Raw genomic sequence first — 18,134 nt, 5'->3', positions numbered from 1 at the left:
TGGCCGCGAAGGCCGGGATCGCGGTGGTCACCGTCCCGGCCCGGGGCACCTCCAAGCTGTGCCCCGGCTGCCTCGGCAAGCTCACCCACCACCCCGCCCCCGACCGGCTTCACGAGCGCGGCTGGAAATGGGCGCACTGCGCGGGCTGCGGACTGTCCATGGACCGGGACCATGCCGCCGCCCGCCGGATCCTCTCCCGCGGCCTGCTCGCCCAGGCCCACACCACCACCGACCGCGCCACCAGTGCCCGGACCATCCGCACCACGGTGGACGGCACCGTGCGCCTGGTGAGGCGTCCGAAGAAGACCACCCGCCGTCTGCGCCGACAGCGCCGCGCGGAGATGGCCCCGCCCCGGCCGCGCAGGCCGAAGGCCACCGAGGGCAAGGGACACCCCACCCCCAGCAGGCCGAGCGGCACCCGGCACCGAGGTGCCCGGCGCGCCGCCCCGGCACAGGCCCCGGGCCACAAGACTTCCCGCCGTATGCCCGATGTGCGTACGGTCCCCGCCACCACCCCCACCACGGGGGCAGTCCAGCGTCCGGCGGGGCATGACACCACGACACCAGCCGCCGTATCCGGGCCGGTGCCAGGTCATGGAGTACCCGCACCCGGCCGGAGGCGGCTCTCACACAGAACCTGCCGGCAGCGCACCCGCGCCGCCAAGCGGACCGGCTTCCACCACCTGCACGCCACCGAGGCCCACCCCCTCACCCCGAGGTTCGGACCACCGGACGGCAACCGCACACGGCCACGCCGCGCCCGAAAAGCCTGGAAACCACAGGCACACACAGAGTCCTAGAGACGCTATGATCACGCATCTCGCCGACGTCGACCAGCTGATCCGGCGCACCCGCCACGACGGCGGGTTCCCAGCCGACCGAACCTGACCGTCTCACCCGCGACGACCTCCGCACGGCGGCGCGATCCCCGGCAGTCCCCTTGGCACGCGCCTGTCCGCCGATACGGCGCTGCTCATGTACACGAAGTCATGTCGGGACCTGATCACACCACACGACGACAGGAGTACCCATGAACACCTCCGCCATGGACCCGGGCGACACCCGGGAGTTGCTCATCGCCGGCCTCGGGCGGCGTGGTTTCCTGCGCGCGGCCACCGCGGTGAGCACGGCGGGCACCGCGGCGGCACTGCTCACGGGCGGCGGGGCTCAGGCGGCGGCGCCCGTGACCACATTCCCGGAGAAGATCCTCCAGCCCGGCAAGGGACAGATCCACGGCCGGCACTATCTGCCCTCGCTGCCGGAGCAGGTCCGCTGGGGGTATGTCCCCTCGCTCACCGGCGAGCCCGTGCTGCGGATGCGCTCCGGGGAGACCGTGACCGTCGACTCGGTCTCCCACGAGGGCCTCCTGGAGGACCAGGGGCGCGACCCCGTCGCCTACTTCGAACGCCATGGTGTGCCTGCCGATCAGGTGCTCCAGGACGCGGTCGCCATCGCCCGCGACTACACCCGGACCACCCGGAACTTCGATGTCGACGGCCCGCACGTGGTCACCGGCCCGATCCATGTCGAGGGGGCGCAGCCCGGCGACGTACTGAAGATCGAGATGCTCTCGCTCCTGCCGCGCGTGCCCTACGGCATCGTGTCGAGCCGCCACGGCAAGGGCGCCCTCGCCCGCCAGACCGGCGGCTCGGCCCCGGCGGGGATCACGCTCGACGAGGTCATGCCGCCGGTGTCGACGGACGGACGGTCCACCGGAGACCCGCTCCAGTACGGAAACGTCTCGCTCTTCACGCCGATCCGCCGCGGTAACCAGGGGGTCCTCAACGGCATTTTGCCGCAAGGAACTTCGGGTGAAGTGGCGTTCCCGCTCAAGCCTCATATGGGCATGATGGGTGTCGCCTTCGCGTCCGGGGACGCCCTCACCGCGACGACGCTCAACTCCATACCGCCGACCCTCGGGGGCGGCAATATCGACATCAATCTGCTCGGCCAGGGCTCGACCTTCTACCTCCCGGTCTTCGCCGAGGGCGCGCTGTTCTACACCGGCGACCCGCACCTGGCCATGGGCAACGGCGAAGTGGCGCTCACGGCCATGGAGGGCTCCCTGCGCACGACCTTCCGTCTCACCGTGTGCAAGAAGGGCTCCGGTGACGCCCCGTCCGTCGCCTTCCACTATCCCTTCGCCGAGACCCCCGACGTGTGGGTGGCCGTGGGCCTGTCGGACCCCGACGGCATCCAGAACGGCCAGGGCAACGACCTGAACATCGCCATGCGGCGCGCCGTGGTCAACGCGCTGGACTTCCTTGAGCACGACCTCGGCATGGACCGCGCGGTGGCGTACGCGTACCTGTCGGCGGCGGCCAATTTCGAGGTGTCCCAGGTGGTGGACCGCACCGTCGGCGTACATGGGGTGATCGACAAGAGTCACTTCACCCACGGGCACCACGCGTAACAGGCCCGGTCGGGACAGGCCGCCGAACCAATGACGGCCTGTCCCACGCCCCACCGGTCCCGAAGCGCTCGGCGGGTGCGTCAGCGGGTGGTGAGCACCATCCGGAAGCGAGCGGCGCCGGAGAGCATCCTTTGGTACGCCTCAGCGGCCTGGTCCAGTGGCACGATCTCGGTCATCGGGCGGATCCCGTGCAGGGCGCTGAACGCCATGGTGTCCTGGACGTCCTGCGCGGTGCCGGACGGGTGGCCGCGGACGATCTTGCCGCTTATGAGCAGCTGGTTCGGGCTGATTCCCAGCGGGTCGGCATCCGCGCCGATGACCACCAGCTCACCACGGGGGGCGAGTCCTTCCACGGTTGCCGTGATGGCGTCCGAGCTGGCGGCGGTGGCCAGGACGACCTTGGCGCCGCCGAGGGACCGCAGCGCGTCCGCGACTGGGGTGTCCGCCGTGCTGTCGATGTAGTGGTGCGCGCCGAGCTGCTTGGCGAAGTCGGCCTTGGCGGCTCCGCGGGCGATGGCCACGGTCTCGAAGCCCATCGCGGCCGCGTACTTCACCCCGAGGTGACCGAGCCCGCCGATGCCGAGTACGGCGACCAGGTCGCCGGCCCTGGCGGAGCTGCGCCGCAGCCCGTTGTACGTGGTCACTCCCGCGCAGGCCAGGGGCGCCGCATCGGGCGCCGCCAGCGCGTCGGGGATCCGGGCCAGGGCGTCCGCCGGCGCGATCACCTCCTCGGCGTAACCCCCGTCGTAGGACCATCCGGGGACCTTCAGGTTCTCGCACACGATGAAGTCGCCCTGCCTGCAGGGCGTGCAGTGGCCGCAGCTGCCGCCGAACCAGCCCACCGCCACCCGGTCACCCGCCTGCCACCCCTTGTCTCGCGCTCCCTCACCGAGCTCTTCGATGCGCCCGGCGATCTCGTGCCCGGGGACCAGCGGAAACCGTACGCCCGGGAACTCGGCGTTCACGAAAACAGCGTCGCTGTGGCAGATCCCACAGGCGTCCACGGCCACCCGTACGTGGCCGGGGCCCGGCTGCTGCACCTCGCGCTCGACGATCTCGAACGAACCGCCGGCGGCGGCGACCTGCGCGACTCGATAGGTGCTCATCTCGATCTCTCCCGGGTACTGGCACGACGGCCCCCGGAACCAGCAGACCAGCTCCGGCCCGATCACGCGCGCCGAGAACAGAGCAGCCGGGCCCCCTCGCGATCGCGGACCCTACGCCGGTGCGGGGCGTCGCGTCCTGCGCGGGTCGGCCGCTGCGGAGCCAGGAGTCCCCCGGCCGGAACACCGGCCGAAGGACTCTTTCACTCACGACCGCCCGATTCCGCTCTCTCCGGCCGCAGCGGGTATTGGACTAGACCTTGACAGGATGATTGGTCTAGTCCAAACATGGCAGTGCACTCCCCCCTCGTCTTTTCGTGCACGTTCACGCCGCGGGAGCTTTGGTGAGAAGACTCAGACCCCTCCGCAGCCTTGTAGCCGCCCTGACGACCGCCACCGCATCCATTGGGCTCGTCACGTTCGGAGCAGGCGCGGCCCAGGCCGCAACAGCGATGCCGGCACACGTCGCAGCACCGTACTTCGAGGCCTGGACCGGAGACAGTCCGGCGACACTGGCCTCGCAGTCAGGCAACAAATACCTCACGATGGCGTTCCTCCAGACCGCGTCATCCGGCTCGTGCAGCGCCTACTGGAACGGCAGCACGAGCCAGCCCGTCTCCTCGTCGGTCTTCGGCAGCGACATCGCCACGATCCAGGCGAACGGCGGCAACGTCATTCCGTCCTTCGGCGGTTACACCGCCGACACGACGAACACCGACATCGCGGACAGCTGTACGACCGTCAGCTCCATAGCCTCGGTGTACGAAAGCCTCGTCACGACGTACAACGTGACCCGGATCGACCTCGACATCGAGGCGAACTCGCTCAGCAACAGCGCCGGGATCGACCGCCGCAACAAGGCCGTCGCCCAGGTGGAGAGTTGGGCCGCGAGCACCGGCCACACCGTGCAGTTCTCCTACACCCTGCCGACGACCGCCAGCGGTCTGGCCTCCAACGCCTTGGCCGTCCTGCAGAACGCTGTCTCCAACGGCGCCCGCGTCGACGTCGCCAACATCATGACGTTCGATTATTACGACGGCGCCACCCACGAGATGGCCACCTCCACGCAGACCGCCGCGAACGGCCTGCACAGCCAACTCGCCTCCTTGTACCCGTCGAAGACCTCGGCGCAGCTATGGGCCATGATCGGCGTCACCGAGATGCCCGGCATCGACGACTACGGCGCTGCCGAGACCTTCACCACGGCGGACGCGACCACGGTCGAGAACTGGGCCGCCGCCACGGGCATCAACACCCTCTCCTTCTGGGCACTCCAGCGTGACAACGGCAACTGCCCAGGCACCGCGGGCTCCGGCTCCTGCTCCGGGATCAGCCAGTCCACCTGGTACTTCAGCAAGGCCTTCGAACCCTTCACCTCGGGCGGCTCCACCTCCACCAACGACTTCTCCGTCAGCGCGTCGCCGGCCTCGGCCTCGGTGGCTCCCGGCGGGTCGGCGAGCGCCACGGTGAGCACCGCGGTCTCCTCAGGCTCGGCACAGACCGTCAGCCTGACCACGAGCGGCGCGCCGTCCGGCGTGACGGTGTCGCTCAGCCCGACGTCGGTCACCGCGGGCGGCACTTCGACGCTGTCGGTGACCGTCGGCTCATCGGTGGCAGCCGGTACGTACCCGATCCAGATCACCGGTACGGCGGCCTCCGGCAGCCACAGCACCACGTACAGCCTCACGGTCACCAGCTCCGGCGGCGGCGGCAGTGGCTCGCTCAGCAACGCCGGCTTCGAGACCGGCAGTCTGAGCCCATGGACCTGCCAGTCCGGCGGTGCGGTCGCGACCAGCCCTGTGCACTCCGGCAGCTACGCCGCCAAGCTGGCGCCGACCAGCAGCCAGACCGGTGAGTGCGACCAGACGATCAGTCTCAAGGCCAACACCACTTACACCCTCAAGGGCTGGGTGCAGGGGAACTACGCGTACATCGGCGTCAGCGGTGACGCCTCGGCCAGCAACTGGACCTCCTCCAGCAGTTGGTCGCAGCTGACCGTGTCGTTCACCACCGGCTCCTCCGGCACAGTCACCATCTACGTCCACGGCTGGTACGCCCAGGGCAGCGTGTACGCGGACGACTTCACCCTCGCATAGTTCAAATCCCGCCGTCTCGACGGTGTCATCGCAGGCCAGGGGCCGTTCTCAGCAGAAACGAGAACGGCCTCCGGCAGTTCCTGCGCGATATCCCAGCGTTTCCGGCCGGATCGGCAATTGTCACCGGCCCGGCGTCGGCGGACAGCGCCATTGCGACCGGCGTCGGAGCTGGTCCGCGCGCCCCGCCCACATCTTCGTGCTCATCTTCTCGGTCGGCGGGGGTTCGAGAAGCAGCGCGAACAGGTGGGGCGGCGTCGCGTGCCCCACCTGTTCGCGCTGCCTCTCAGAAGACGCGGATCGCGATCTCTGCGGGCTCCGCGAGCAGTTCGGTGATCTCCCCGTCCAGGCGGACCAGGGTGAGGGAAGCGCCGGCCATGTCCAACGAGGTGCAGTACTCGCCCACGTAACTGCGGCGGATCTCAATGCCCTGCTCGGCAAGGCGCTTGTGCGCCCGCCCGTACAGCAGGTACAACTCGCCGAGCGGGGTTCCGCCGAGCCCGTTGACCATGAGTGCGACGCTGTCGCCGGAGGTGTAGGGCAAATCCTTCACAACGGGGTCCAGCAATTGGTCGACTATCGCGTTCGCGGGCAGCATTTTCTCCCTGCGCCGGCCCGGTTCGCCGTGGATTCCCACACCCACCTCGATCTCGTCCGCCGGCAGGTCGAACAGCGGGGATCCCTTGGCCGGCGGTGTGCAGGCAGTAAGCGCGATGCCCATCGTGCGGGTCACCGCATTGACCTTCTCCCCGATCCGGAACACGTCGTCCAGGTCGGCCCCGCGCTCCGCGGCCGCACCGACGGCTTTCATCACAAAGAAGTTCCCGGCCACACCCCGGCGGCCGACCGTGTACGTGGAATCCTCTACGGACACATCATCGTCGATGAAGAGCGTACGGACCGTGATCTCCTCGGCCTCGGCCAGTTCCTGGGCCATCTCGAAGGCCATTCGATCGCCCGTGTAATTGTTGACCAGCAGAAGTACACCCTTGGGCGAAGCGAGGAGTTTGATGGTCTCGTACACGTAGTCGGTGGGCGGCGCAGCGAAGATGTCGCCGGGGCATGCGGCGTCGAGCATGCCCTTGCCGACGCACATGACGTGTGCCGGCTCGTGCCCGGATCCCGATCCCTGGACGATGGAGACCTTGTCCTGCCGCGGACCATCAGCGCGCATGATCAGGTTGTACTCGGGCACATATCGCAGAGTTTCGGGGTTTGCCAGGGCCACCCCTTCCAGCATCTCCCGGACAAAGTTCTTCGGGTCGTTGACGAACTTCTTCACGGTGGTTGCTCCTTGCTCTCGACGCTCGGGGGTGGGGATGGGGGTGGGGGTGGGGGTGGAAATGGTTCAGGATCAGACGCGTAGCTTCCATTCGTCGGCGATACGTTCAGCGATTACCGCGACGGCTACGGCACCCGCGTCCGGGGACCCGATGCTGCGCTCCCCGGTATAACTCGGCCGACCCCGCCTGGCCTGCATGCCGCTGGTCGCGTCGGCGGCGGCGCGGGCCGCCAATGCGGCAACCTTCGCCAGTTCGGCGGGACTCTTTGCCGGGCCCGCGGTAGTGAGCAGGTTCTCTTCCAGCGCATCGGTCATGGGGATAAGGGCATCCAGCAGCGTTTTATCACCCAGATCGGATTTGCCGCGGGTCTTGATTCCCTCGGCGGCCGAGCGCAGCATTGATATGACTTCCTCGCCACCCAGTCCGGCCGCGTCGCTGACAGCTCCGGAGGCTCGCAGGAATGCAGTGCCCCAGAGAGGGCCAGAGGTACCGCCTACCTTCTTGGAGATTACCAGGGCAATCTTCTTCAGGAATGCTGCGGGCGAGCTCCGGTCGAAGGAATCCCATTCGGCGAGGACCACCTCGAATCCACGCGCAAGTGAATAACCGAAGTCCCCGTCACCGACCACGGCGTCCAGCTCGCAGAATTCACGTTCGTTGTCGACCGCGGTCTGCGCAATGGTCTTGACCACGAACTCGAGGTCGGTGACTGCTGTCGATGGCATGTCTCTCCTAGCTGGCTGCGGCTCAGCTCGCGCCGTGGGCGGTGCGGGCGAGGAGGGTCTCGAGATCGTCAAGGCGGACGCATGGATGGGGGGCCAACCCGAACGGGTCGTTCAATACCTCGGCGGCGGTGTCCCCCGGGCCGGGGTCTCCCAGCGAAGAGACCACGAGTGAGGCGCCGGTGAAGTCCTCATGCCGCGTATAGCCACTGGTCGTGATAACGCAACAGAGACCGGCGTCCAGCGCCGCACGCATGCCGTTGCTGCTGTCCTCGATGACGACAGCAGCCGTCACGGCGAGGCCGAGCCGGGCCAGGGCGAATTCATAGATGTCCGGAGCCGGCTTCTTGTTCGGGACAATGTCCCCCGCGAAAACACTGAATCCGGCGGCAAGGCCGGGGCCGACCGCGTGTTCCAGCACGCTGCGAACGGACGGCTCCGCCGATGTCGATGCGACGGCGAGTGTCCAACCGGCAGCGGCGGCCTCCTCGGCGATCCTCCGCACGCCCGGGCGTGGCGGTACAACCCCGCTCGCGATGATCCCGGTATAGATTTCGGTCTTGCGACGGTGCCAACGGGCGACTTGCGCATCCAGCTCTTCAGCAGCGGTCGGCAGTCCGGCCTCGGCGATGAACTCGGGGGTGAGGAGCGTCCTCATGCGCTCCTTTCCTCCGCCGACCTTCACCTTCTGAGCATATTCATCGTCGCTCCATTGAACGGGGAGACCGAACTCTCGGAAGGTCTGGTTGAAGGCCGGCAGATGCCCGTAACGCTCCGTGTCGGCGAGGACTCCGTCGCAGTCGAAGATAAGCGCGGGCACATTCTCACCCGGCCCGGCCGGCGCTGCCGAACAGAGTCATAAATGAACCGGCCAGGTCGATGACATCCTGACGGACAGAGGTGAACAGGGACGGGGGATCCCACTTCTGTTTCGATGCGGCCGATTCGAGGAACACCAGGTTCGACTTCATGTATTTCTCCTTGAGAGCAGTGGAGATATTCACCTTCGCGCACCCGCGGGCGATCAAATTGTGGAACTGCTCGTCGGAGAGACCGCTACCTCCATGCAGCGCGATCGGCAGAGGATATGCCTCGACAATTTCGGAGACACGATCGAAGTCCAGAACCGGTTCCGTCTTGTAGGAACCGTGCGCGTTCCCTATCGCGGGGGCGAAGACATCGACCTTGGTGTTCCTGAGGAAGTCCAGCGTCACTTCGAGTTCCTGCTGTTGTGCCTTTTCATCCGAGCCGATCCCGTCCTCCACGCCGGTGATGGACTCGATTTCACCCTCGACATGAGCACCGAACCGACGGGCCTCCGCGACGACCTCGATCGTCTGCCGCATGTTCTCCTGGACAGGAAGACGCGAGGCATCGAAAAGAACGGAATTCCAGCCGCGCTCCAAGCACTCGCTGATCACCGCCCGGTCCGGGCAGTGATCCAGGTGCAGGGTGACCGGCACTTCGATCCCAGCGGTCATCGACGTCCACATCGCGTACAGGACATCGCTGCCGATCGACTTCACGGTCTTGACGGACGTCTGCACGATCACCGGAGACGAACGCTCAACCGCCGCGGCGAGAACCGCCTCCAGGGTGAGGTCGTTGAAGACGTTGATGGCAGGCACGCCGTAGCGTTTGTCGAAGGCATCGGACAGGATTTCGGCCAGCGGCACGACAGACACGTGGACTCCATACGGTTGAGGCTCACGTTGCCCTCATGACGCTAGCCCTCGAATCCTCATTACTCAGCCGGGGTTCTCCCCATCTCCCGGTAGGGAATCCCCCACCTGGGCACACGAACGCGGAGAGGCCCCCGCCGTCGTCAGTGGATTGCCGCGCGGTGCGCCAGCGCGGTGCGATTCGGTGCCCCGGTTTTCCGGAGAATGGCGCCAACGTGCTTCTCGATGGTCTTGACGGAGATGCCCAGCGCGGTGGCGATCTTCTTGTCCGGCAGGCCCCGCTCCACCAAGGACCGCACTTCCCGTTCCCGCTCGGTGAGACCATCCGGCCTGGGCCGGTCGCGATCGGCGAACCGCCGAAGGACGCTTCCGGTGAGCAGGACGTCTCCGCGCGCGGCAGCCAACACTGCACGGACCAGCGCGGGACCGTCGAGATCGGACCCCACGCACCCTCGGGCACCCGCGCGTACGGCTTCCTGCAGCAGCTCGTCGCTCAGGTCATCAGTCATCACCAGGACGGAGACACCGGGGCTGGCGGACCGAATGTACGAGGTCAGCCGGGCGCCGTCCAGTCCGGGCATATGGAGGTCCAGCAGAGCGACGTCGGGTTCGAGGACACGTACGGCGTCGACGACCTCACGAGCGTCGGCGATCTCTCCCACCACCTGTATCTCCGGTTCGGCCTGGGCCAGCAGCCGTACGAGCCCAGCCCGGATCACCGGCCTTCGATCGCCGACGAGGACCCGCCAAGGCGTCATCGCTCGTGCCCGGCCGGCCATTCCGGAGGGTGCATACGGGATCCGCACGCGAATCCGGGTGCCCCAGCCCGGGGTGGACTCGATCTGGAGATCAGCGCCGATCTGGTGGGCACGGGCAACGACCCCGGTCAGGCCCAGCCCGGTGCGTCGTACTGCGGCGTCCGCGGGGTCGAATCCGCAACCGTCGTCCTCGACGACCACCGCGAGATCATCTGTCCCGTACATCACGCCGACCCGGACCAGAGCCGCTCCGGCGTGGGCGACAACGTTGGTCAGTGCCTCCTGCACCACACGGAGGGCATGCGACCCGACCTCGGATTCAAGCTCCGGACGATCGCCGGTGACCACCAGATCCGTTCGGATGCCGGTGGTGGACCGCACCCAGGCCAGCTCGACGGCGACAGCGTGGTCCAAGGGCTGCAGATCCAGCAAGGACGGGCCCAGGCCGAGCACCGTTCGGCGTGTCTCCGCCAGGGCGGCGCGGGCTGCCGTACGGGCCGCCTCGAGGCGCGGAGCCTGGTCCCCGGCGTCCAGCCCGTCCATGTGCACCAGGATCGAGCCGAGCGCACGCGCGACGGTGTCATGGACGTCACGCGCGACACGTTCCCGCTCAGCGCTCACAGCGAGCCAGCGAGCCCGTTGTTCCGCTTCCAGATGCAGACGGGAATTGGTTATCGCGATAGCGGCGTGCTTGGCGAAGAGTTCGAGCAGCTCCACATCTTCGCTGCTGAACCTGGTTCTGGGGTCGGTACTGAAAACCACGCAAACCCCAATGATCCCGCTTCGCCACTCGATGGGAACGGCGACCGTGGCACAGAGCCGATCGCGGTCCTCCGCGTCTACGTGCCCGCCGGGAACTTCGCTGTAGCTGTCGAATACTCGTGGTCCGCGGTGTGCGACCACCGCTCCCGTGACCCCCTCGGCCAGTGGGAACACCTCACCCTCCTGGCACCCGACGCCGAGGTCGGCCTCCTTGCGATAGGTGCCCGACTTCTCGTCGACCGTGCAGATCGATCCCGCTCCCGCGCCCAGGAGGCTCACCGCCCTGCGCAAGATCCGTTGAAGGAGCGGCCGTAGCGCGAACTGCCCCGCCAAATCCTCGACAGCGCCACTCAGGGCGTCAACCTGTTCATGCGGGCTTACCCGCGCACCCGTCGGCCCCCCTGCTGCGTCGCGGCTCTCATCCATGGCACTGATCGGAGTTCGCCATTCAATCAGGATATCCGACAATATCGGATATAAGCGAACATCGAGGTCCGGCTCGGTGGAGGTCGCCGTCGATCCCACCTGTTGATCTCTGGACCCAAGCGGCCTACTTTCGCACCGGCACTGTCACAACGATGAAGGGACGGGTCGGCTGATGCCCCACGATGCGGAGCTGAGCGGACAGGTGGCGGTGGTGACCGGGGCCGGAAGCGCTTCGGGTATCGGATTCGCGTGCGCCGCGCGCCTGGGAGCGATGGGCGCGCGCGTCGTGGTGACCTCGACGAGCGATCGCATCCACCAGCGCGTGAAGGAGCTTGCGACGCGGGGTGTCGAGGCATCGGGGGTCGTCGCCGATCTGACTGTGGTGGCAGAGGCTGAGCGGCTGATCGACCATGCCCTGACCCGATTCGGCGGGCTGGGCATCCTCGTCAACAACGCGGGTATGACCGCTGTGACCGACCTGGTCGAGACTGCCGCGATCACCGAACTCAGTGACGAGCAGTGGCACAAGTCGGTGGCCCGGAATCTCGACACCGCTTTCTTCGTCACCCGAGCCGGCCTGCGGCCCATGCTGCGCGCACGCTATGGGCGGATCGTGAATGTCGCGTCGGTCTCCGGGGTCCTACAGGCTTACCGGGGCGATACCGCCTACCATGCCGCCAAAGCGGGGATGGTAGGCCTCACCAAGTCCGTCGCCCTCGAAGTCGCCGGCCAGGGCATTACAGCCAACGCCGTCGCCCCCGGATGGATCGCCACCGACTCCTCGACTCCGCACGAGATCGCCATGGGCCGGGCAACACCGGTCGGCCGCCCAGGGCGTCCTGAGGAGGTCGCGAGTCTCGTCGCCCACCTGGCCTCGCCCTCGGCGAGCTACATAACCGGCCAGGTGCTGGTCGTCGACGGGGCGAACTCGCTCGCCGAGGAACGATCCCTGGGGCCGGAGAGGTAGCGCGCCCCGGGCCGAGATCGCGTTGCGGAACCCACACCGGGAATCGGTCACCAGCCTTCGCGGAGCACGGAGTCCAGGGTGTCGACGAAGAAGTCGGCGCTCTCCCGGGTCAGGCACAGCGGCGGCTTGATCTTGAGCACGCACATGCGGTCGGAGGTCGGCTGGACGATGACCCCGAGTTCGCGCATCCGCTCGCAGATGGCGGCGGTTTCCTCCGGGGCGGGGGTGCGCTCCTGGTGGTCACGGACGAGTTCGACCCCGACGTACAGGCCGGTGCCGTGCACGGCACCGATCAGCGGATGCCGGTCCGCGAGTTCGAGCAGCCGGGAGCGCAGGTGGGCGCCCACGGTGCGGGCGTTCTCCTGCAGCTTCTCGTCGCGCAGGATGTCCATGACGGTCAGGCCGACCACGGAGCTGACCGGGCTGCCACCCGCGGAGGAGAAGAAATAGCCCTCGGAACGGTAGTGCTCGGCTATGTCGCGGCGGGTGATGACGGCGCCCAGCGGGTGGCCGTTGCCCATGGCCTTGGCCACGGTGACGACGTCCGGTACGACGCCTTGCTGCTCGAAGCCCCAGAAGTATTCGCCCAGGCGACCGAATCCGACCTGGACCTCGTCGGCGACGCACAGGCCGCCGGCTTCCCGGACGGCTTCGTAGACACCCGCGAGATAGCCGTCGGGAAGTGCCATGCCACCGGCGTTTCCGTAGTACGGCTCGGCGATGAAGGCGGCCGGAGGAAGGCCCTGGGCGGTCAGGTCCCGGATCGAGGCGGCCGCCTCCTGCCCGTAGCGGGCCGTGTCCGCTCTGCGGTACGCCCCGCGGTATGAGTTGGGGGCAGGCACGGTGTGGACCCAGCCGGGACGGGTACCGAGCGCGTCCGGGTTGTCGGCCACCGAGGTGGAGATCGCGTCGGTCGCGTCGGACCATCCGTGGTACGCCTCACGGACAGCGACCACCTCACGGCGCCCCGCCCAGGCCCAGGCCAGGCGCAGGGCCAGGTCGTTGGCCTCGGTGCCACTGTTGACCAGGAACACCGTGTCCAGCGGGGCGGGCAGCGCGGCCGCGAGCCGCTCCGAGAGTTCGACGACCGCGCCGTAGTGGAATCGGGAGTTGGTGTTGAGCCGGTGCAACTGCCGCGCGACCGCCGCGGCCAGCCGCGGGTGGCCGTGGCCGAGCACCGCCACATTGTTGATCATGTCCAGATAGGCGCGGCCGTCGGTGTCCAGCAGGTGGTGCCGCCAGCCGCGCTCAATACGGGGAGGCTCCCTGTAGTAGTGCTCCTGGACGGTGGCGAAGGCCTCGCTCCGGCGCCGCAGCAGGCCCTCAACCTCGCCGGTGTCGTCGGTGAGGGCGGGTGCGGTGCCGAGCAGCGTGGTGGGGTCGGGGCAGACCGCCTCCCATCCGGCCGCCAGTTCCGGGGTCGTGAAGCCCGGGACCGGCAGGCCCCGCAGCGTACTGAGCTGCACCCGCAGCACGGGCGCGCCGTCCGCGCCCGCGACCTCGCCCAGCAGCTGGCCGGCCATCACCGGCTCTCCCGCCGAAACCGCCGGCAGCAGACCGCCCAGCAGCAGCTCCGCCCCGTCCGACCGCACCACCAGCGCGCCGTCCCGGCCCGCGTCGATCTCGCCGGACCAGGGCGCGTGGACCGGGGTGGGGCCGCTGAGGTGGACCTCCACCGCCAGGGCGACAGTCGGCGGCACGGACACGCTGTCGCGACGCGAGCGCGTCAGCCGCCGCTCGCCGTACCGGGTCACCGCCGCGCCCGCGCCGTCCCGCAGCGCGGCCTCCGCGATCGCGCGCTCGGCATCGGGGTCCGTCCAGCGGCCGCCGTCCAACTGCTCGCTGGTGACCGACAGATCCAGGGTCGCGGTCGGCCCGCCCACCAGCGGCAACAAGGCGGATTGCGGCTCGGGACACGCCGCCGCCCGGGGGAGGGGCAGGCCGAGTGCCCGGCGCAGCACAGCGGTCATCACCTCCATGGGGACGGACACCGCCTGTTGGAAGATCGTCCACTCGTGATCCAGGTTCCCCACCGCGTAGTCGTTCCCGGCGTCGATGGATGCCGAATGGTGGCCGCTGACGACGAGGACCGCGGCGCGCAGCACCACCAGCGGCCACACCACGTCGACCTCGGCCTCGGCCAGCGGGCGGACCCGGTGGAACGCCCTGACGGCAGGCACCGTCGATGCGGGGGAAGCTCCGTAGTGGTGGAGCAGTGAAGAGCAGGTCACTGCGAGGTCCCCCACCGCCCAGCTGCGCATGAGGTCGCCGAAGTCGATCACGCCCTCGGGACGCGCACGGCCGTCGGGCCCGGGACGGCAGACGACATTGTCGTCGGTGATGTCCCCGTGAATGACCTGCATCGGCAACCGGTCGGCGTAGCCGCTGACGATGCGGCGGGCACGGCGGGCCGCGGCGCGGACCTGGTCGGCGCGGCCGGCGCCGCGCACGTGTTCGGCCAGCTGCTCGACGACGGGCAGAGCGTGCCGCACATCCCACTGCAGAACCCGCTCGGCGCCCGGGTGGCTGAAGTCGCGCAGCGCGAGGCTGATGCGTCCGGCCGTCGCTCCGAGCGCCGCGACCACGTCCGGCGAGAGATAGGCACCGCCGGTCAGGGGGTGCCCGTCCAGGTAGTCGAGCAGTCGGACCCGCAGTTCCTGGCCGTCGATGACAATGCGCTGGACCGTATGGCCGTCGGTACCCCTGCGTGCCTGCGGCACCCGTACGGAGGTCTCCCCGGATGCGATGTGGGCCACTGCCGCGTCCTGGGCCAGCAGTTCCGGCCGGGCGAACGCGGGGTTGGAGACCTTGAGGACGTACCGGGTGCCGTCTTCCGCGGTGACCAGGAAGTTGGCGTCCTGCTGGCTGCCGAGGGACCGTATCGGGCCGTCAACGCCGAACAGGTCGCGCGCCACGTCCCGGGCCTGTTCTGTGCTGATGCGAGGAGCGGGGAGCGCGGGGTGATCGAAGAAGTTGGAAGTACTGTCGGCGTTCACTCGTGCTGCTCCTCTTGTCCGCAACCGGCTGGCCGGGGTCGGTATGTCGTGCGGCGCGACGCCGGGCGGCGATGCCGCTCCGGAGCGGCCGGCCCCTCGGGCCGGCAAGGCGCATTCTGACAGCCGGAGCTTGGGCTCCCGCTCCCGGATCGAGGTCACAGGACGTTGCCGGGCCGCTTTGGCTGTCCGCGACATACGGAGTCGAGTGCGCCGCCGGAGCGTCAGGTACGGGTGGAGGCCGGCTGCTCGCCGTCATGTCCTCCCGGGCGCAGCAGCAGCATCGCGGTGGCTGCCGCCAGCAGCGCCACGCAGCCGCTGAAGACGAGCCCCGCCGCTCGCAGTCCCACCGCGGTGGCCAGCGCCCCGACCCCGACCACCGGGATGGAGATGGCGACGTACAGCACGACGAACAGCGCGGAGGTGACCTCCGCGCGCTGCTCGGGCGGACTGTCGTGTGCCACCGCGGTCACTGCGGCCCGGAACGACAGCCCTTGCCCGGCCCCGGCGACCACCGCTCCCAGCACCAGCAGCGGCAGCGAGGCGACGGCCAGTGAGCCGGCGATCACGGCCATACCCAGCACGAGCACCGTGCACCCCAGGGGCAGGGCCCTGCGCATGCCGATGCGGCTCATCAGCAGCTGTCCGGCGGTGGACCCCACGAACAGGGCGCAGACCACCGCGCCCGAGACGGCGTGATTCTGAACCCCCTCCACCTTGCTCAGGAAGCTCGGCGCCACCGAAGTGAAGAGTCCGAGAGTGGCGAAGCCCGCGAACCCGGCCATGGCCGCCGGGACGAATGTCGACCGCATCTGCCGCGGCACCCGCAGTCCCCTCGGACGCAACTGCATCCCGCGTCGTACCTGGACGGTCTCCGGGATCAGCAGCACCGCGACGATGGCCGCCGCGACCAGCGCCAGGTCCACCAGGAACACCAGGTGAAGCGGGGCCGGGGCAAACTGGGCCAGCAGGCCGGCGAGCAGCGGGCCGCTGCCCAGACCGCCCAGGTTGGCGATGGTGGCGATCAGCACGGCGGCGTCGCGGCGTCGCGGCGGAGCGAGTTCCACCACAGCCACCGTGCCGGCACCGGTGAACAGTCCGGCGGAGAGCCCCGAGAGCGCTCGGCCGGCGAACAGTTCAGGGAGCCCGTGCGTAAGGAGGAAGCACACTGCGCTGAGCGCTGACAGTGCCAGCCCGGCCAACAGGACCGGGCGCCTGCCGACGTGGTCGGACAGCTGGCCGAACAGCAGCAGGGCCGCGATAACGCCCACGGCGTAGACGGCGAAGATCACTGTGATCATGAGCTCGGAAAAGCCCAGCCGCTGCTGGTACAGGTCGTAGAGGGGAGTGGGCAAGGTCGTGCCGCACATGGCGACCGCGAAGGCGCAGGCCGCCGCGACCATCGGCCACGTCTGTTCCGCCGTGCCGCGGGGCCTGGACCGGCGGTCGGGCTGTGGGCCGGAAGGGACGCCCTTCACCCTCACTCCTCACCTGGCTGTCTGCACCTGACTGTCGTGGCGCCGCACTCACGGGCCTGGCGGCCGTCGGCGGACCGTTTCGGCGGCTACGCCTCCTTGAGGGTCTCGCCCCAGGCGTGCCAGGTCTCGATCTCGATCCAGGCGTTCACACGGGGCCGTACCCGGTCGGGATAGGGCTTTCCGGTGTAGAGCTGGGAGAGCCGGTCGATGCCTTTGCGGTCGGTGTCGTCCTCGAAGCGCGTCACCCGGCCCTGGACACTCACGTGGGTGTACCAGTTGTCGGAGTCGAGTGCCGTGAGCGAGACACGCGGGTCTGCCTTCATATACGCCAGACGGCGCCGTTCGGCGTCCATGTTGACCAGGATGCGTCCGTCGTCCCATGCGTACCAGGTGGCCACGGTCACCGGTGAGCCATCCGGGCGTAGCGTCGCGATGACCGCCGGGTTGGGACGCGAGAGCATGTCGATCACGTGCGGGGGGAGCGGGAGAGCGGGCATGACGGTTACTCCTTGATTGGTCGCTGCGTACGGCCTGGTGCCGGTCCGCCTCGTGTCGACGGCGTGCCGCTGACTACCGATGCGGGTGTGATTTGAATGGTGTTACTCGTTGTCCTTCTCCGCGACTCGGTAGACATCGGTGGACTGCGGCCGGGAGCGGGGGTCAGAGGAGTTGGTCGCCGAGGACGCGTCACCGGCCTGGCGGGGCCGGTGACGCATGCCGTATGAACCACGCACACCGAGCGAAACGTTTGCGTTTCGTCCGTATGCGATCTATATTCGGAATTAGTACGAAACAGTTTCGATTCGATGGGAGAGGGAGGTGGGAGATGTCCGCCACCGCGGCCCAGGCCGAAGGTGCCCGCCGTACCCGCCTCACCCCGGAGCGCGAGGGCGAGCTCTACACGGCCGTACTCGACCTGCTCCGCGAGGCCGGCTACGACGCACTGACCATGGACGCCGTCGCGGCCCGCTCCCGGTCGAGCAAAGCTACCCTCTACCGGCAGTGGCAGGGCAAGCCCCGACTGGTCGCCGCAGCATTGCGGCATCAGCGGCCGCCCCTGGACCGGCTCGATACCGGCTCGCTCCGCGGAGACCTGCACGAGCTGGCCGGGCGATTGGGTGAGGCGAAGAAAGACGTCGCCGTGCTGCAGGCCGTCGCCCCGGCCGCCCACAAGAACAAGGACCTTGCCGAGGCCCTTCACGAGGCCCTGATCCAACCCGAGCTGGACGTGCTCCAGGCGATGCTCGACCGGGCGGTGGCCCGGGGCGAGGCCGAGGCGGACGCGCCGGCTCACGAATTCTTCCCGCACCTGGTGACCGGTGTCCTGATCGCCCGCCCGCTGATCGAGTGGTGCGAGGCGGACGCCACCTACCTCAAGCGCTATCTGGACGCGGTAGTCCTTCCGGCGCTGTTGCGGAACTGACAGCAGAACTGACCAGAGTCACCCCGGAGGA

At 68.6% G+C, this 18,134-nt stretch carries 14 protein-coding genes; 5 read left to right on the top strand and 9 right to left on the bottom strand.

What is annotated here, in order from left to right:
* On the top strand, positions 1–800 hold an 800-nt coding region (locus FCI23_RS26810; protein WP_169316952.1), incomplete at its 5' end, for a zinc ribbon domain-containing protein.
* Between the two features lie 230 nt (positions 801–1,030).
* Positions 1,031–2,413, top strand: coding sequence for an acetamidase/formamidase family protein (locus FCI23_RS26805; RefSeq protein WP_246144030.1), 1,383 nt, complete (start codon positions 1,031–1,033; stop codon positions 2,411–2,413).
* Between the two features lie 80 nt (positions 2,414–2,493).
* On the opposite strand, the gene FCI23_RS26800 is transcribed toward FCI23_RS26805, so the two are convergent.
* Complete coding sequence (locus FCI23_RS26800; RefSeq protein WP_136726488.1) at positions 2,494–3,519, bottom strand: alcohol dehydrogenase; 1,026 nt, start codon at positions 3,517–3,519, stop codon at positions 2,494–2,496.
* A gap of 341 nt (positions 3,520–3,860) precedes the next feature.
* Between FCI23_RS26800 and FCI23_RS26795 the strand changes: the two genes are divergently transcribed.
* Positions 3,861–5,612 (top strand): carbohydrate binding domain-containing protein, encoded by a 1,752-nt coding sequence (locus FCI23_RS26795; protein ID WP_246144027.1) that lies wholly within the window; start codon positions 3,861–3,863, stop codon positions 5,610–5,612.
* 283 nt (positions 5,613–5,895) lie between these two features.
* On the opposite strand, the gene dhaK is transcribed toward FCI23_RS26795, so the two are convergent.
* The 5 genes from dhaK to FCI23_RS26770 form a co-directional block, all read right to left on the bottom strand.
* Positions 5,896–6,891, bottom strand: coding sequence for a dihydroxyacetone kinase subunit DhaK (gene dhaK / locus FCI23_RS26790; protein ID WP_136726487.1), 996 nt, complete (start codon positions 6,889–6,891; stop codon positions 5,896–5,898).
* 72 nt (positions 6,892–6,963) lie between these two features.
* Positions 6,964–7,617, bottom strand: a complete 654-nt coding sequence (dhaL, locus tag FCI23_RS26785) for a dihydroxyacetone kinase subunit DhaL (protein WP_136726486.1) — start codon at positions 7,615–7,617, stop codon at positions 6,964–6,966.
* 22 nt (positions 7,618–7,639) lie between these two features.
* Positions 7,640–8,434, bottom strand: coding sequence for an HAD-IA family hydrolase (locus FCI23_RS26780; RefSeq protein ID WP_136726485.1), 795 nt, complete (start codon positions 8,432–8,434; stop codon positions 7,640–7,642).
* Between the two features lie 4 nt (positions 8,435–8,438).
* A complete protein-coding gene (locus tag FCI23_RS26775) occupies positions 8,439–9,299 on the bottom strand; it encodes a class II fructose-bisphosphate aldolase (protein WP_136726484.1) in 861 nt (286 codons plus the stop codon).
* 140 nt (positions 9,300–9,439) lie between these two features.
* Positions 9,440–11,242, bottom strand: a complete 1,803-nt coding sequence (locus FCI23_RS26770) for a hybrid sensor histidine kinase/response regulator (protein ID WP_136726483.1) — start codon at positions 11,240–11,242, stop codon at positions 9,440–9,442.
* 172 nt (positions 11,243–11,414) lie between these two features.
* Between FCI23_RS26770 and FCI23_RS26765 the strand changes: the two genes are divergently transcribed.
* On the top strand, positions 11,415–12,209 hold the full coding sequence (locus FCI23_RS26765; protein ID WP_136726482.1) for an SDR family oxidoreductase: 795 nt from the start codon (positions 11,415–11,417) through the stop codon (positions 12,207–12,209).
* 47 nt (positions 12,210–12,256) lie between these two features.
* Here the strand turns inward: FCI23_RS26765 and FCI23_RS26760 are convergent, their stop codons facing one another.
* From FCI23_RS26760 to FCI23_RS26750, 3 genes are all read right to left on the bottom strand, one after another.
* Positions 12,257–15,205 (bottom strand): aminotransferase, encoded by a 2,949-nt coding sequence (locus tag FCI23_RS26760; protein ID WP_246144025.1) that lies wholly within the window; start codon positions 15,203–15,205, stop codon positions 12,257–12,259.
* Between the two features lie 221 nt (positions 15,206–15,426).
* Entirely contained in the window at positions 15,427–16,605 is a 1,179-nt protein-coding gene (locus FCI23_RS26755; protein WP_136726506.1) for an MFS transporter, read from the bottom strand.
* A 161-nt stretch (positions 16,606–16,766) separates the two neighbouring features.
* Positions 16,767–17,177, bottom strand: a complete 411-nt coding sequence (locus FCI23_RS26750; protein ID WP_136726480.1) for a PPOX class F420-dependent oxidoreductase — start codon at positions 17,175–17,177, stop codon at positions 16,767–16,769.
* A 329-nt stretch (positions 17,178–17,506) separates the two neighbouring features.
* Here FCI23_RS26750 and FCI23_RS26745 point away from each other — a divergent pair, with 329 nt between their 5' ends.
* The gene (locus FCI23_RS26745; RefSeq protein ID WP_136726479.1) at positions 17,507–18,103 is read left to right on the top strand and encodes a TetR/AcrR family transcriptional regulator; all 597 of its coding nucleotides are present in this window, start codon (positions 17,507–17,509) and stop codon (positions 18,101–18,103) included.
* The last annotated feature ends 31 nt before the right edge of the window (positions 18,104–18,134 follow it).

Origin of the sequence: Actinacidiphila oryziradicis, from assembly GCF_005047355.1 — a bacterium.
Taxonomy (GTDB): domain Bacteria; phylum Actinomycetota; class Actinomycetes; order Streptomycetales; family Streptomycetaceae; genus Actinacidiphila; species Actinacidiphila oryziradicis.
Note: the sequence above shows the minus strand (reverse complement) of the source record. Positions and strands in the feature narration are given on the sequence as shown.

Excerpts from the sequence above, each read along its gene's own strand:
- FCI23_RS26745 (WP_136726479.1), top strand. The coding sequence starts at position 17,507 with ATGTCCGCCACCGCGGCCCAGGCCGAAGGTGCCCGCCGTACCCGCCTC.
- FCI23_RS26765 (WP_136726482.1), top strand. The coding sequence starts at position 11,415 with ATGCCCCACGATGCGGAGCTGAGCGGACAGGTGGCGGTGGTGACCGGG.
- FCI23_RS26770 (WP_136726483.1), bottom strand. The coding sequence starts at position 11,242 with ATGGATGAGAGCCGCGACGCAGCAGGGGGGCCGACGGGTGCGCGGGTA.
- FCI23_RS26805 (WP_246144030.1), top strand. The coding sequence starts at position 1,031 with ATGAACACCTCCGCCATGGACCCGGGCGACACCCGGGAGTTGCTCATC.
- FCI23_RS26755 (WP_136726506.1), bottom strand. The coding sequence starts at position 16,605 with ATGGTCGCGGCGGCCTGCGCCTTCGCGGTCGCCATGTGCGGCACGACC.
- FCI23_RS26800 (WP_136726488.1), bottom strand. The coding sequence starts at position 3,519 with ATGAGCACCTATCGAGTCGCGCAGGTCGCCGCCGCCGGCGGTTCGTTC.
- FCI23_RS26750 (WP_136726480.1), bottom strand. The coding sequence starts at position 17,177 with ATGCCCGCTCTCCCGCTCCCCCCGCACGTGATCGACATGCTCTCGCGT.
- dhaL (WP_136726486.1), bottom strand. The coding sequence starts at position 7,617 with ATGCCATCGACAGCAGTCACCGACCTCGAGTTCGTGGTCAAGACCATT.